General features: G+C 47.1%; 11 protein-coding genes and 2 pseudogenes. 12 read left to right on the top strand and 1 reads right to left on the bottom strand.

All coding sequences use genetic code 11. The features are described from left to right. The first annotated feature begins 97 nt into the window (after positions 1 to 97). The 11 genes and pseudogenes from pyrG to rpoS all read left to right on the top strand — a co-directional run bounded on the left by pyrG (position 98) and on the right by rpoS (position 10,113). A pseudogene (pyrG, locus tag AC1HDJ_RS12245) lies at positions 98 to 1,736 on the top strand (glutamine hydrolyzing CTP synthase). A 130-nt stretch (positions 1,737 to 1,866) separates the two neighbouring features. Further along, a complete protein-coding gene (gene eno / locus AC1HDJ_RS12240; protein ID WP_438623709.1) occupies positions 1,867 to 3,168 on the top strand; it encodes a phosphopyruvate hydratase in 1,302 nt (433 codons plus the stop codon). Positions 3,169 to 3,396: 228 nt separating this feature from the next. Beyond that, complete coding sequence (gene ftsB, locus AC1HDJ_RS12235; protein ID WP_438623776.1) at positions 3,397 to 3,684, top strand: cell division protein FtsB; 288 nt, start codon at positions 3,397 to 3,399, stop codon at positions 3,682 to 3,684. 9 nt (positions 3,685 to 3,693) lie between these two features. Beyond that, the gene (gene ispD / locus AC1HDJ_RS12230) at positions 3,694 to 4,437 is read left to right on the top strand and encodes a 2-C-methyl-D-erythritol 4-phosphate cytidylyltransferase (protein ID WP_479536039.1); all 744 of its coding nucleotides are present in this window, start codon (positions 3,694 to 3,696) and stop codon (positions 4,435 to 4,437) included. Positions 4,438 to 4,549: 112 nt separating this feature from the next. Continuing rightward, positions 4,550 to 5,017: pseudogene (gene ispF, locus AC1HDJ_RS12225) on the top strand (2-C-methyl-D-erythritol 2,4-cyclodiphosphate synthase); the annotation flags it as partial. An 85-nt stretch (positions 5,018 to 5,102) separates the two neighbouring features. Further along, positions 5,103 to 6,149 (top strand): tRNA pseudouridine(13) synthase TruD, encoded by a 1,047-nt coding sequence (gene truD, locus AC1HDJ_RS12220; protein WP_479536038.1) that lies wholly within the window; start codon positions 5,103 to 5,105, stop codon positions 6,147 to 6,149. After that, positions 6,130 to 6,879 carry a 5'/3'-nucleotidase SurE gene (gene surE / locus AC1HDJ_RS12215; protein WP_479536037.1) on the top strand — a complete coding sequence of 250 codons (750 nt, stop codon included), beginning with the start codon at positions 6,130 to 6,132 and terminating at the stop codon, positions 6,877 to 6,879. The genes truD and surE overlap by 20 nt, the downstream gene beginning before the upstream one ends. A 2-nt stretch (positions 6,880 to 6,881) precedes the next feature. Then, positions 6,882 to 7,511, top strand: coding sequence for a protein-L-isoaspartate(D-aspartate) O-methyltransferase (locus AC1HDJ_RS12210; protein WP_479536036.1), 630 nt, complete (start codon positions 6,882 to 6,884; stop codon positions 7,509 to 7,511). Then, positions 7,508 to 8,083, top strand: a complete 576-nt coding sequence (locus tag AC1HDJ_RS12205; RefSeq protein ID WP_438631421.1) for a YqaA family protein — start codon at positions 7,508 to 7,510, stop codon at positions 8,081 to 8,083. Before AC1HDJ_RS12210 ends, AC1HDJ_RS12205 begins: the two co-directional genes overlap by 4 nt. 16 nt (positions 8,084 to 8,099) lie before the next feature. After that, entirely contained in the window at positions 8,100 to 9,074 is a 975-nt protein-coding gene (nlpD, locus tag AC1HDJ_RS12200) for a murein hydrolase activator NlpD (RefSeq protein ID WP_479536035.1), read from the top strand. A 55-nt stretch (positions 9,075 to 9,129) separates the two neighbouring features. After that, on the top strand, positions 9,130 to 10,113 hold the full coding sequence (gene rpoS, locus AC1HDJ_RS12195; protein WP_479536034.1) for an RNA polymerase sigma factor RpoS: 984 nt from the start codon (positions 9,130 to 9,132) through the stop codon (positions 10,111 to 10,113). 173 nt (positions 10,114 to 10,286) lie between these two features. On the opposite strand, the gene mutS is transcribed toward rpoS, so the two are convergent. After that, positions 10,287 to 12,917, bottom strand: coding sequence for a DNA mismatch repair protein MutS (gene mutS, locus AC1HDJ_RS12190; protein ID WP_479536033.1), 2,631 nt, complete (start codon positions 12,915 to 12,917; stop codon positions 10,287 to 10,289). Positions 12,918 to 13,846: 929 nt separating this feature from the next. Here mutS and AC1HDJ_RS12185 point away from each other — a divergent pair. Beyond that, the gene (locus AC1HDJ_RS12185; RefSeq protein WP_479536032.1) at positions 13,847 to 15,490 is read left to right on the top strand and encodes a lytic polysaccharide monooxygenase; all 1,644 of its coding nucleotides are present in this window, start codon (positions 13,847 to 13,849) and stop codon (positions 15,488 to 15,490) included. Positions 15,491 to 15,553 lie beyond the last annotated feature (63 nt).

Genomic DNA, 15,553 nt, shown 5'->3' with positions numbered 1-15,553 from the left:
GTTGCTTCCCGATTTGTCGAGAGGGGGGAGCTCTGGTATACTATTATCCCGTCTTTGTTCTTCCTTTTCTCCTATAAACCTAACTCTCAGGTTCAGCATGACAACAAATTATATTTTTGTGACCGGTGGGGTTGTATCCTCGCTAGGTAAAGGCATTGCAGCAGCATCACTGGCCGCGATTCTCGAAGCGCGTGGACTCAATGTCACCATCATGAAACTGGACCCTTACATCAACGTGGATCCGGGTACCATGAGCCCGATCCAACACGGTGAAGTATTCGTAACGGAAGACGGCGCGGAAACTGACCTCGACTTGGGGCACTATGAGCGTTTCATTCGTACCAAAATGACACGCCGCAATAACTTCACCTCTGGCCGTGTGTATGCCGATGTGCTGCGCAAAGAGCGTCGTGGTGATTATTTGGGTGCAACCATTCAGGTGATTCCGCACATCACGAATGAAATTAAAGATCGTGTCATTGCCGGTGCTCAAGGCCACGATGTGGTGATTGTTGAGATTGGCGGCACAGTGGGTGATATCGAATCACTGCCATTCTTGGAAGCTATTCGTCAGTTGGCTGTTGAAGTAGGCCGTGAGCATACTCTGTATATGCACCTGACGTTAGTGCCATATATGGCCGCTGCCGGTGAAGTGAAAACCAAGCCAACACAGCATTCAGTGAAAGAGCTGTTGTCTATCGGTATTCAGCCTGATGTGCTGATTTGCCGTTCAGACCGCGTGATCCCAGCAAACGAGCGCGCGAAGATTGCGCTGTTCTGTAATGTGCCGGAAAAGGCGGTTATCTCACTGAAAGATGTTGATTCTATCTATAAGATCCCTGCGCTATTGAAGTCGCAAGGGCTGGATCAGTACATCTGTAAGCGTTTTGGTTTGAACTGTCCGGAAGCGAACTTGTTCTGAATGGGAACAGGTCATCTACGAAGAGGCCAACCCAACAGCCGAAGTGACTATCGGGATGGTCGGTAAGTATATTGAACTGCCAGATGCCTATAAGTCAGTGAACGAAGCGCTAAAACATGGTGGTTTGAAAAATCGCCTGACAGTGAATATTCGTTATATTGACTCACAAGATGTTGAAACCAAAGGCGTAGAACTGCTCAAAGGCCTTGACGCAATTTTGGTTCCAGGTGGTTTTGGTTCGCGTGGCGTAGAAGGCAAGATTATGGCTGCCCGCTATGCGCGTGAAAATAACGTACCTTACCTAGGTATCTGTCTGGGCATGCAAGTGGCAATGATTGAATTTGCCCGCAATGTTGCCGGTATGACAGGTGCTAACTCCACTGAATTTGACGCAAGCAGCACCTTCCCGGTTGTTGGCTTGATCACTGAGTGGAAAGATGCAGAAGGTCAGGTTGAAGTGCGCAGTGAAGAGTCTGATCTGGGTGGCACTATGCGTTTAGGCGCACAGTTGTGTCATTTAGAAGAGGGCAGCACTGCACGTAAACTGTATGGTCAGCCGACTATTCATGAACGTCACCGTCATCGTTACGAAGTGAACAACTATCTGCTGCCTCAGATTGAGAAAGCCGGTATGCGCGTAACAGGCCGTTCAGCAGACAAGCAACTGGTTGAGATTATCGAAGTGCCAAACCATCCATGGTTTGTTGCTTGCCAGTTCCACCCTGAGTTTACGTCGACCCCGCGTGATGGTCACCCACTGTTTGCAGGCTTTGTAAAAGCCGCCGGTGATTATCAGGCTCGCCAGATTAAGTAACGAAAACCCTAAAATGTACTGCATTTCTGGGCTGGATTAAGCGTACTTTTTTAATCCAATCACACAGTAAAACAGTACATTTTTTGACTCAGCTTAAAGTTCAGACTCACTTTTAATAGGAAGAAAAGTTATGTCCAAGATCGTTAAAGTACTGGCTCGTGAAATTATTGACTCTCGTGGTAACCCTACCGTTGAAGCAGAAGTGCATCTGGAAGGTGGTTTTGTAGGTCTGGCTGCTGCGCCGTCTGGTGCATCTACCGGTTCTCGCGAAGCACTGGAACTGCGTGATGGTGATAAATCCCGTTTCATGGGCAAAGGCGTTCTGAAAGCAATTTCTGCTGTTAATGGTCCGATTGCTGAAGCTCTGCTGGGCAAAGATGCAAAAGATCAAGCTGCTATCGATAAGGTCATGATTGATCTTGATGGTACTGAGAACAAGTCTAACTTCGGTGCTAACGCGATTCTGGCTGTATCACTGGCCAACGCCAAAGCCGCTGCTGCTGCTAAAGGCATGCCACTGTTCGCACACATTGCTGAACTGAACGGTACTCCGGGTGTTTACTCTATGCCTCTGCCAATGATGAACATCATCAACGGTGGTGAGCACGCAGATAACAACGTTGATATCCAAGAGTTCATGATTCAGCCTGTTGGCGCAAAAACGCTGAAAGAAGCGGTACGTATGGGTTCAGAAGTATTCCATACTCTGGCTAAAGTACTGAAAGCAAAAGGCATGGGTACAGCAGTTGGTGACGAAGGTGGCTACGCGCCAAACCTAGAATCTAACGCTGCTGCACTGGCTGCTATCAAAGAAGCGGTTGAGCAAGCTGGCTATGTGCTGGGTAAAGACATTACTCTGGCAATGGACTGTGCAGCTTCTGAGTTCTACAACAAAGAAACCGGCATGTATGAGCTGAAAGGCGAAGGTAAAACCTTCACCGCAGAAGGCTTCTCTGATTTCTTGGCAGAACTGACTACCCAGTACCCAATCGTCTCTATTGAAGATGGTCTGGACGAGTCTGATTGGGATGGTTTTGCATACCAAACCAAGATCCTGGGCGACAAAATCCAGCTGGTGGGTGATGATTTGTTCGTTACCAACACCAAGATCCTCAAGCGTGGTATCGACAACGGTATCGTTAACTCCATTCTGATCAAATTCAACCAGATCGGTTCTCTGACCGAAACGCTGGCTGCAATCAAAATGGCGAAAGATGCAGGTTACACCGCAGTGATCTCTCACCGTTCAGGTGAAACTGAAGATGCAACCATCGCTGATCTGGCAGTAGGTACTGCAGCGGGCCAAATCAAAACTGGTTCTATGAGCCGTTCTGACCGTGTTGCTAAGTACAACCAACTGATCCGTATCGAAGAGATGCTGGGCGAAAAAGCACCTTTCAACGGTCTGAAAGAAGTGAAAGGCCAAGCATAATCGTGCTGCGCTGATTTTTTGCATGCTGTAATCTTATATTGCAGCTGATTGCATAAACGAAAAGGCTGCCTTCGGGTAGCCTTTTTTATGGCCTAAAAACAGCGTTTACCCGAGGAATCACCGAAATATGCCAGTTATGCTGAGACTTGTCTCCGCAGTCAACGCATTACGGCAGTGGTACAACGGCATCAGATATGGGATGATAACGGCGATTTTCTGGGGGGTAAGATGGGTAAACTAAGCATATTTTTGCTCGTGATACTGAGCTGGTTACAATACAGTTTGTGGCTGGGTAAAAATGGTGTGCATACCTATACCCGTATTCAGCATGAAGTTGTGGCACAACAAGAGAGTAACACCAAATTAAAAAGCCGTAACGAACAGCTGTTTGCCGAAATTGATGATCTCTCTAGTGGCCTTGAAGCCATTGAAGAGCGTGCGCGCGATGAATTGGGCATGGTAAAACCTGGAGAAACTTTCTACCGTATTTTGCCTGCTGATAAAACCACAAAATAAGTAATAACGATGACAGCGGTTACTGATCAAGCTACACACTTTATTGCCGTTATTCCGGCAGCCGGTATTGGTAGCCGAATGCAAGCGGCCATTCCTAAGCAATATTTGCTGTTGCAAGGTTTGACAATTTTAGAGCATACCGTGCAGGCATTGCTGCGCGATGTGCGAATTTCATCGGTTGTTATTGCGCTGCATCCGGATGATCGCTGGTTTGATACGCTTGCCTTGCGCACTCACCCGCGTATCCGTACCGTGACGGGGGGCAATGAGCGCGCAGACTCGGTGCTGGCTGCTTTGCGCTCAATTGATGATGATAGCGCGTGGATACTGGTTCATGATGCCGCGCGCCCTTGCCTACACGCCAGTGATCTTGACAAACTTCTGACATTTGCTGACTGCCCGTGGCGCGAAAATATGCCAGTAGGTGCGATTTTAGCCAGCCCCGTACGTGATACCATGAAGCGCGGAAATGCCTCACACACTATCGATCATACCGTTGAGCGTACACAGTTGTGGCATGCATTAACGCCGCAAATGTTCCCTTCGCGCTTGCTGCGCGATTGCCTTGAAAAAGCCTTAGCAGAACAGGCCGTGATTACTGATGAGGCCTCTGCCTTAGAGTTTTGTGGTTTCCAGCCTTATCTTGTCAACGGGCGAGCCGATAATATTAAGGTGACACAGCCAGAGGATCTCGAGCTTGCGCGTTTTTACCTAGCGAACTCTCTGGTTTTGCCTGCTGATCCTACATGTTAATTTGCCCATGAATCTAGCCAGCGCTATGACGACAACCTATGGCAGGTATATTAACGCAGCCTAGTTTTTATTTTCTATCCCCCCCTTTTTTAGCTTGCGAGGACATCGGATGATGCGTATCGGACATGGTTTTGATGTACACAAGTTTGGCGGCGATGGCCCTGTCATTATTGGCGGAGTAGCGATTCCGTATCCGCAAGGCTTACTGGCACACTCTGATGGCGATGTTGCTCTGCATGCGCTGACCGATGCACTGCTCGGTGCTGCCGCGCTTGGCGATATTGGCCACCTGTTTCCCGATACCGACCCTGCATATAAAGGCGCTGATAGCCGGGGATTGCTGCGCGAGGCATTTCGCCAGATCCAACAAAAAGGTTACGGCATTGGTAATGTCGATGTCACTATTATTGCGCAAGCGCCTAAAATGGCTCCACATATTAGTGCGATGCGGGCCTTTATTGCCGCCGATTTAGCCTGTTCGATTGACTGTGTGAATGTCAAAGCCACGACCACCGAAAAGCTCGGTTTTACTGGTCGGGGTGAAGGTATAGCCTGTGAAGCGGTTGCACTGTTACTGAGAAAAAACACGCAACAAGAGGCTGCTGAACCTGGTCTTAGCCAACAACATAGCGTAGATAAAAGCGCAGAAAACGGAGAAAAATCGGGTGAGTGAGTTGCACTATTTACACGGTAAACCAACGCATTACGGACAACTAAAAGCACTGCCAGATGATTTTCGCGTGATAGAAAACTTAGGCTATGACTTTACCGGTGAAGGTGAACACGTCATGGTCTTAGTGCAAAAAACGGGCTGTAATACCAAGTTTGTAGCTGAGAAACTGGCTGAGTATGCCGGTATTCCCGCGCGTAACGTGGCCTATGCCGGTTTAAAAGATCGTCATGCGGTCACCGAGCAGTGGTTTGGTCTGCATATTCCGGGAAAAATCACCCCTGATTTTGCCGCTTTTCAGCTCGACGGTTGTACCGTATTGGGTATGACACGCCATAATCGCAAAATGCGTACCGGTGCTTTACGCGGAAACCAGTTTGAAATTTTACTGCGTGGTATGACAGCTTCCGCCGAGTTGGATCAGCGGTTAACGCTGATAGCCGAACAGGGCGTGCCTAACTATTTTGGTGAGCAACGTTTTGGCCGTGAAGGTAACAACCTGCACATGGCGCAGCGTTGGGCCAGCGGTGAAATAAAGGTTAAAGACCGTAATAAGCGCAGTTTTTGCCTATCGGCTGCCCGCAGTGAGCTGTTTAATACAGTGGTTAGCGCACGTATTGCGGCCGATTTGCATACTACAGTACTTGAGGGGGATGCACTGCAACTGGCCGGGCGAAACAGCTGGTTTGTGACAACCCCAGAGGAGTTGGTTCAATCCCAACAACGTTTGCAAGAGCGCGATGTTAACCTGACAGCACCCATGGTTGGAGATGGCGAGTTAGGCTCACAATCTGAAGCCGCTATTTTTGAACATGCCCAATTAGACACAGCACAGGCCCTAATCGGGTTGTTAACCCGTGAGCGTTTAGAACCAGCGCGGCGAGCTCTGCTGTTACGACCTGAACACTTTACGTGGCAGTGGCGACCTGAAGGATTAAAACTGGCCTTTTTTCTGCCTGCAGGCAGTTATGCAACCAGCGTTATTCGTGAAATAGCCTTGACCGACCAAGAAGGAGATAACCGTGCGTATCCTGCTGAGTAATGATGATGGTGTGACCGCACCAGGCATTCAAATTCTTGCTGCGGAACTGCGAAAATTTGCTGATGTGACTGTAGTTGCCCCCGATCGTAACCGTAGCGGCGCATCAAACTCACTGACACTTGAAATGCCAGTGCGCATTAACACACTGGCCAACGGCGATCTCTCGGTACGCGGTACCCCGACCGATTGCGTGCATTTAGCCGTTAACGGCCTGATGTCTCCGCTGCCGGATATTGTGGTTTCAGGCATCAATGCTGGCCCAAATCTGGGGGATGATGTGATTTACTCAGGTACAGTTGCCGCGGCAACCGAAGGTCGGCATATGGGGTATCCGGCACTGGCGGTATCACTAAATGGCACAACCCATTATGAAACGGCAGCGGTGATTACCGCACGGTTACTGCGCACCTTGCAGCGACACCCGCTGCGCACCAACCGCATTTTAAATATCAATGTACCCGATGTGCCACTTGAGCAGATTAGAGGGATCAAGATTACCCGTTGTGGTAACCGGCATCCGGCTGGCAAAGTGATTTGCGAGCAAGACCCGCGCGGTAATGATATTTACTGGATTGGCCCTGTTCCCGCCGCAAAAGATGCCGGTGAGGGAACTGACTTTGATGCAGTAGCGCAACATTATGTTTCGGTGACCCCGTTACAGATTGATTTAACCGCACATCAGCATCTTGATATGCTGACTGAATGGGTAGAAAGCAGCGGAGAGTGGTAATAATGAAGAGGTCAGTCGAGTTAGATCGGCTGCTCATCAACTTGAAAGCACAGGGGATCAGGGATGAGCAAGTTCTTCATGCACTGGCCAGCGTCCCGCGAAACCGTTTCATTGATGAAGCATTCGCCCATAAAGCTTACGATAACACCGCACTGCCGATAGGCGCGGGGCAGACTATTTCCCAACCCTATATTGTGGCGCGGATGACGGAGCTGCTCGGGCTACAGCCCCATTCACGCGTGCTGGAAATTGGCACTGGTTCGGGCTATCAAACCGCAGTATTGGCACATTTGGTTGATCGGGTGTGCTCGGTCGAGCGAATTAAAACTCTGCAATGGCAGGCAAAACGGCGTTTTAAACAACTTGATTTACATAATATCGCTACCCGTCACGGTGATGGTTGGGAGGGGTGGCCTGCCCGCGCGCCCTTTGATGCGATCATTGTAACCGCGGCGGCAACTGCTATTCCGCAAGCACTGCTGGAACAGTTGGCCGATGGTGGTGTATTGGTGATACCGGTGGGGTCTGCTAATCAGGCATTGCAGAAAATCACTCGCATTAAAACACAGTATACGATTGAGCAGATTGAAGCGGTTCGTTTTGTTCCGCTCGTACAAGGAGAGATTGCGTGAAGTTATTTGGTGCTATTTATGATCGCGTCATGATCTGGGCACGTCATCCAAAAGCAGAGATATGGTTGGGCGCGGTCAGTTTTATCGAGGCGATTTTTTTTCCTATCCCGCCCGATATTATGTTGGCGCCGATGGCACTGGCTGAACCGAAAAAAGCGGTGCGATATGCACTTGTTACCGCAGTCACTTCTGTACTCGGTGGTATTATCGGTTATGCTTTGGGATACTACTTGTTCGATCTACTGCAACCGATGATTGCACACATGGGCTATCAGGCCAATTTAGATAAAGCCATGCAGTGGTTCAAGGAGTGGGGTGTTTTAGTGGTGTTCATTGCCGGCTTCTCCCCGATTCCGTATAAAGTATTTACCGTGACGGCTGGATTACTCAAAATGGCATTTTGGCCGTTTGTCGGTGCGGCATTAGTTTCACGTACTGCACGTTTTCTGCTGGTTGCCCTATTAATGGCGTGGGGCGGTCCGCGCATGGAAGCACAGTTACGTAAATATATTGAAATTTTAGGTTGGGGTACTGTAGCGCTGGCAGTACTTGCTTATTTGATTTATCGCTAAATTGTTAGGTGAAAGGATGATCTCAGGAAGCCTAAAAAAGGCCCTCTATCAGACAGGTCTTTGCTCTTGTTTACTGTTTGCGTTAAGTGGTTGTACCACAACAACGACCAATCCAGCTCCGGTGAGTTCGGCGACGTCAGAGAGTGGTGACTATTACAGCTCTTCATCGAACTCAGGTGCTGCGCCTGACTACAAACGGTTACAAAAAGGCAGCTACACAGGTACAACATACCGTGTGAAAGATGGGGAGACGCTATTTTATATCTCTTATATCTCTGGTCGTGACTTTAGGGATCTGGCCGCAGCGAACAATATTCCTGCACCTTATACCATTTATCCAGGGCAAACGATTCGGTTGTCAGACGGTGGAAATGAGAGTTATGCACAAACTCATCAGACCAGCACCCAATCGACACAAAGTTATGTTGAACCTGTGGCCGTTAAGCATTACTCTGGTGATGAAAGTAAACAGAATGTTAACCGAAAGCCGGGTGATATTCATGTAACAGAAACTGTGATTGCGCGTACTACGCCACCGGCCTCGGTAAAAGTAACCGAAACGCCGGCGAAGAGTAACCCGAGTTCATCGAGTGATTCTGCTGAATCGGGTAATGCTAAAGTAAGCAGCTGGCGCTGGCCGGTTGAAGGCAAAGTGATCAACGGTTACTCGGCATCGGAAGGCGGTAATAAAGGCATTGATATTGCAGGACGACGCGGACAGCCAATCTATTCAACGGCACCGGGTAAAGTTGTTTATGCAGGTAATGCATTACGTGGATACGGTAACCTGATTATCATCAAACATAATGATGATTACCTCAGTGCCTATGCACATAATGAAACATTATTGGTGAAAGAGCGTCAGTCTGTGAAAGCGGGTGAGCAGATTGCCACTATGGGTAGTTCAGGAACCAGCTCAGTCAGGTTGCACTTTGAAATACGTTATAAAGGTAAGTCTGTGAATCCGTTGGGTTATTTACCACGGCGCTAAACGGGCAGAGAGGGTTGTACTGCTTCGTATTTCTCCGACATGCAAGGAGTTAAGTATGAGCCATAGCAATACTGCAGCAGAAGAACTGCATGACTTTGAGCTGGAAGAGTCGTCTTTAGAAACACTCGAAGAAGAGGCATTTCAGCTAGCAGCGGAAGAGGATCTGGACGCTGACGAGCAGTTCCCGCACATTGATGCCCTGCGAGTGCTGGATGCAACCCAACTCTATCTGGGGGAGATTGGTTTCTCCCCACTGTTAACGGCGGCAGAAGAGGTTTATTTTGCCCGTCGTGCCTTACGTGGCGATGAGTCGGCACGTAAGCGTATGATCGAGAGCAATTTACGCCTAGTGGTAAAAATTGCCCGCCGTTATGGTAATCGGGGTTTGGCACTGCTTGATCTGATCGAAGAAGGGAATCTAGGTCTGATCCGTGCGGTGGAGAAATTTGACCCTGAAAGAGGTTTCCGTTTTTCTACCTATGCAACATGGTGGATCCGTCAAACGATTGAACGCGCTATCATGAATCAGACTCGGACTATCCGTCTGCCGATTCACGTGGTGAAAGAGCTGAATGTCTATCTGCGTACGGCGCGTGAGTTAGCGCATAAACTTGAGCATGAGCCGACAGCGGAAGATATTGCATCCGTACTCGAGTGTCCGGTACATGATGTAAGCCGTATGTTACGTTTAAATGAGCGTATTACCTCGGTTGATACACCGATTGCCGGTGATTCAGAAAAAGCGCTACTGGATATTCTGGCTGATGAAAAAGATCACGGGCCCGAAGAGACAACGCAAGATAACGATATGCACTCAAGTATCGTGAAGTGGTTGTACGAGCTTAATCCGAAACAGCGTGAAGTACTGGCGCGTCGTTTTGGTCTGTTGGGTTATGAAGCGGCAACATTGGAAGATGTTGGCAGTGAAATTGGCTTAACACGTGAACGGGTTCGCCAGATTCAGGTTGAAGGCTTGCGCCGCCTGCGCGATATTCTGACTCAGCAGGGCTTAAGTATTAACGCTCTGTTTCGTGAATAATGCCTACTGTGGGTCAATTGATTAGTTAATTGATTACATTGCCATTGATAATAAAAAAAGTCCCCGTTTTTACGGGGACTTTTTTATGCCTTACTTACTGGATATGGTATGCAGTAATTATATCGGCTTGATTATAGTATCTTAATGATCGTACTTTAATTACGGGCATTAATTTAGAGTGTCTTGAGTTGATACAGCAGGTCAAGTGCCTGTTTTGCTGTTAAATTATCTGGATTTATCGCCGCCAATGCAGTAATTACCGGATGCTCTGTTTCGGATAATAGCGAAAGCTGGGCCGTATTTTCTGCCTGCTTGGTGATACTGCCCGTGCCAGTGTTGCTATGAGAATCGGTAACTGCAACGGCATCAGTACCCGAATGTGTGGTAGGTATATCTGCCGAAGTGTTTTCCAACTCACCGAGTTTTTGTCTGGCGCGGGCAATCACTTCACGCGGTACTCCGGCGAGGGCTGCAACAGCCAGACCATAGCTTTTGCTGGCAGCTCCCTCTTGTACCGCATGCATAAAGGCAATGGTTTCACCGTGTTCAACCGCATCAAGATGAATATTTACCACTCCCTGTAATCGCTCAGGCAGAGCAGTTAGCTCAAAATAGTGGGTAGCAAACAGTGTCATAGCCTGAATTTTTTGCGCCAGCCACTCAACGCAGGCCCATGCGAGTGATAAACCGTCATAGGTAGAGGTTCCGCGCCCGATCTCATCCATCAATACCAAGCTGTGTTTTGTGGCATTGTGTAAAATGTTGGCGGTTTCTGTCATTTCAACCATGAACGTTGAACGGCCAGAAGCCAGATCATCAGATGCGCCGACTCGGGTAAAAATGCGATCGATTGGCCCGATAACGGCCTGCTGTGCGGGAACAAAACTACCGATATGGGCCAGCAAAACAATCAGCGCTGTTTGCCGCATATAGGTACTTTTACCACCCATGTTCGGGCCTGTAATGATTAACATGCGGCGTTCTGGTGTCAGGTGAGCAGGGTTGGCAATAAACGGCTCTCGCAGCATTTGTTCAACCACCGGATGCCGGCCATTTTCAATATGCAGGCCAGTATGCTCGCTCAATTGCGGGCAGTGGTAGTCAAGTGTTTCTGCTCGTTCAGCCAAGTTGATCAGAACATCAAGCTCTGATAGGGCTGCGGCGCTTTGTTGCAGTGCCGGTAAATGCGGCAGCAGCTGATCAAACAGTGCTTCATATAGGCTTTTTTCCAGTGCCAGCGCTTTGCCCTTCGCAGTAAGTACTTTATCTTCATACTCTTTCAGCTCTGGAATAATGTATCGCTCAGCATTTTTCAGTGTTTGACGGCGAATGTAGTGTGGTGGTACGTGCTCACTTTGCCCGCGGCTAACTTGAATATAGTAGCCGTGGATTGTATTAAAACCGACTTTGAGTGTATCGAGCCCTGAACGCTCTCGTTCACGGATTTCAAGTTGGTCTAAATAGTGGGTTGCGCCTTCGGCCAGAGCACGCCATTCATCAAGCTCTGTATTGTAGCCTTGAGCCAGCACGCCACCATCGCGGATCAGTACCGGTGGGTTTTCCATAATTGCGCGTTCGAGCAGATCACACAATTGGGTAAATGTACCAATATTGCTTTTGAGTGTTTGTAGATGTGCGGTATTTTGCTCGGAAAGTAGTGTGTTAATTTCCGGTAATTGCTGAAATGCGCTGCGCATGCGCGCCAGATCACGCGGGCGGGCGGTGCGCAGTGCAAGGCGCGCTAAGATTCGTTCTATATCCCCCACCTGACGTAAAGGTGGTTGCAATGTGCTGATTAAATCGGCCTGTTGCAGCGCTGAAATGGCTTGTTGGCGGGCAGTTAGGGTGTTGATATCGCGAATTGGCTGATGCAGCCAGCGCTTGAGCATACGGCTGCCCATGGCGGTGACGGTGTGATCTAGCACCGCCGCAAGGGTGTTTTCGCTGCCACCACTTAAGTTTTGGGTGATTTCAAGATTACGGCGGGTTGCCGCATCCATAATAATTCCGTCTTGCTGGCGCTCCATGGTTAACCCGCGAATATGCGGCAGCGCTGTGCGTTGGGTATCTTTGACATATTGCAGTAAACAACCGGCAGCACACAGGGCAAGGTGCGCTTGCTCTACGCCAAACCCGATCAGATCGCGGGTGCCAAATTGCAGCGTCAGTTGCTGGCGGGCGGTTTCCAGCTCAAACTCCCACTGCGGACGGCGGCGCAAACCACGGCGATTAGCGATCAGATCATGCTCTGGGAAATCATCGGTATATAAGAGCTCTGCCGGATTGGTGCGCTGTAACTCAGCCAGCAGTGCGTCAACATTGTCAGGCTCAGTCAGCAGAAAACGGCCTGAGCTGATATCGAGTGTGGCATAACCAAATTTATCACTGCGTGAATAGACAGCGGCCAGCAAGTTATCCTGCCGTTCTTGCAACAGCGCTTCATCACTGACGGTTCCTGGGGTGATGATTCGCACCACTTTACGCTCTACCGGCCCTTTGCTGGTGGCCGGATCGCCAATCTGCTCACAGATAGCGGCAGACTCTCCTAGTGCAATCAGTTTGGCCAGATATCCTTCAATCGAGTGATAAGGAACACCTGCCATTGGTATCGGCTCGCCGGCAGACTGGCCACGCTTGGTGAGTGAGATATCGAGCAGTTGTGATGCAGTACGGGCATCATCATAAAATAGCTCGTAAAAATCACCCATGCGATAGAACAGCAGAATATCGGGATGCTGCGCTTTTAGCCGCAGGTATTGCTGCATCATGGGGGTGTGGGCATCTAAATTCTTGGTATTATTCATATGTTTAATGATTTTAATTTATTGAATTTAAAGTTAATTATGATTTTATTTATTCTCATTAAGTACCATGTTGCCTTATGAAAAATAACTAAATCCCGTGGTATGTGTCGCTTGTTTTGTAGGTTGAGTATGATTGTACTCGATTCATGCACAACCTACACTTGGCAAAAAAGATGTTTTTAAATCTTATTAAATCAATGAATTAGCGATAAGTGAGATTTTAAATTAGGGATGAGTCTGCAAGCTAACCGTGGTTATCTAACCCTACTGATAGGGTTAAAATGGTTGGGAGTCATCTGTTGAGGGGGTTCTTCTATGTAGTTGATGAGTGGTTATTTTAACTATCTATCTGGTTTTATGGTAAGGGGGATTCGTTAGCAATAAGAAAAATAGCTATAAATGGTGGCATGTACTTTATATGCTAAAGAGATCCGGCTGTTTATTCAAAACAGATTGTTTTTATTTTTAAATGATCCGTTTCTTAATGAAATTGAAAAGCCGTCAAGTTGTTTACTTTATATTTTCATTACATTTTGTTTGGTAATTAAATTCATTATTAAGTTTTAAATAAAACACTGTGATTTAATTTCTGCAGTGGGTGCTGACTGTAAGCAATTAAAAGTATAAAAATTATTTCACACTCTATTTTTTTGAAAAAATAAAAGTGATTAAGCTATTGATTTTAATTGGCATGCAATTAAAAAATACAGTGTGTTAGTTAACTTGTTATTTTCATTTTTCTTCATGTGCAAAAGAAAATGCCAGATCATAATATTCATATTGAAGACTCAGGATATAAAACACTTCTTCGTATATTGGAGAAAGAGTTATCTTTCAAGTCTGAGTGTTCTATTTAACAAGAAGTTTGCATTATTCACCTGACAACAATAGCGCACCTAACAGCCTAGTGCTTTACCTAGAATAGGTAATTGTCACATATTCAAATCCAATATTTTGTTTGGCTGGGTGTAAGTGAAAATAAAAAAACAATAGAAAATGGAAGTTTAGCAATGAAAAAATTAAAGCCTATTTTATTTACATTATCGTCTCTTACTGTCGCATTAATCTCTGCCAATGTTAATGCGCATGGCTATATGACCGCCCCTCAAGATTATGCTTATAGTTGTTCCGTGGGTTCGACAAGCAATTCACAGCTTTGTAATGGGACTGTTAGCAGTGAAAAAATGGGGATCCGTCAAGGTAATGCTGCAGGCGATCATAAAGCGGTTCTGATGGATGGAAAAATCTGTTCTGCATCAATGGGTGGCGCTTTTGATGTACTTGATGTTCCTTCTACTCAGCGTTATGCAACGAAGCTTAAGCGTAATGCACAGGGAATAATTGACATTCAATATACAATCACTGCTGGTCACAAAACATGGTACTGGGATTACTTTGTCACTCGAGATGGTTTCAATCCAGATACCGATAAACTTACCTGGGCTGATTTAGAGCGTATTGATGTCATTGATTCAAATGGTGTGTTCCTTAAGGATGGGCAATATACCCATAAAGTGAAATGGCCGGCAGATAAAACGGGTAAGCGCATTTTATTCCAAGTATGGCAGCGTCAAGATCCCTCGAATAAAAAGCATGATGTGCTGGGTGATCCTCGAGGAGATGAATGGGATAGTCAGGAAGCTTTTTATAGCTGTGCAAATGTGATTGTTGAATCAGATGAGGGCGGCACTGAACCGCCGGTTGAGGGGCCGTGGCAGGCAAGTGAGCCTTTTGCATCAGCACAAACAGCAGTTGATGTCGGCTATACAGTCATTGCCCGCCTTATGGATAAGGGTACTGAACAATTTAAGATTCCTCTAGATATTACGGCAGAGAATATTGTCAATGATAAGTGGAAAATTGAATTGGGAGCGGCAATTAATAAACATACCTCTGCCAGTAAGTTTGCCCAAGTAGGGGAAGTTAACTCAGATTACGAAGTGACACTTAATAATACTGATCCAACCCAGAACTATATTCACTTCACGGGTAAAGATTGGTCACATCTGATTGAAAGCAACAGCAATGAAACACCGGAAGTGACATTTAGCATGAACTGGACAAACCATAAGGAAACTTATGAGTTTGTGGCTAACCAACCTCTATCTGTACCTTTCTCACTTAGCGTGACAGAGCAGGTACGTTTAATTGGCAAGTACAACTACACTGCCGTAGTAAAAGAAGTGGGTGCTGCAAATCAAGAGCCAGTTCAGGTATTGCAGGGGCCAGTTTCTGACAATGGTGTTTCTGAAAATATCACGGTGAACAAACCGGGTATTTACAATGTAAATGTCACTGTAACGAATGAAAAAGGTAAGTCTGAAAGCAATATGTACTCCTTTGGTGTAGTTGTTAATGACACTCCACCTGCAACCGGTGATTTTGACTACGTCTTCCCTGATGGATTAAAGAGTTATGTTGCCGGTACCAAAGTGAAGGGCACTGATGGCAAGATTTATGAGTGTAAGCCATGGCCATACTCAGGTTATTGCCAGCAGTGGACTTCTAACAACAATGCATACGAGCCAGGAGTTGGTTTTGCTTGGGATCAAGCGTGGACTCTGGTTAAGTAATATTTCTTCATAAATATATGATGCTATGGCCACTGATTAAGTGGCCATTTTTTGATGAGATAT

The sequence above is a fragment of the Plesiomonas sp. ISS29 genome, from assembly GCF_056522795.1.
Note: the sequence above shows the minus strand (reverse complement) of the source record. Positions and strands in the feature narration are given on the sequence as shown.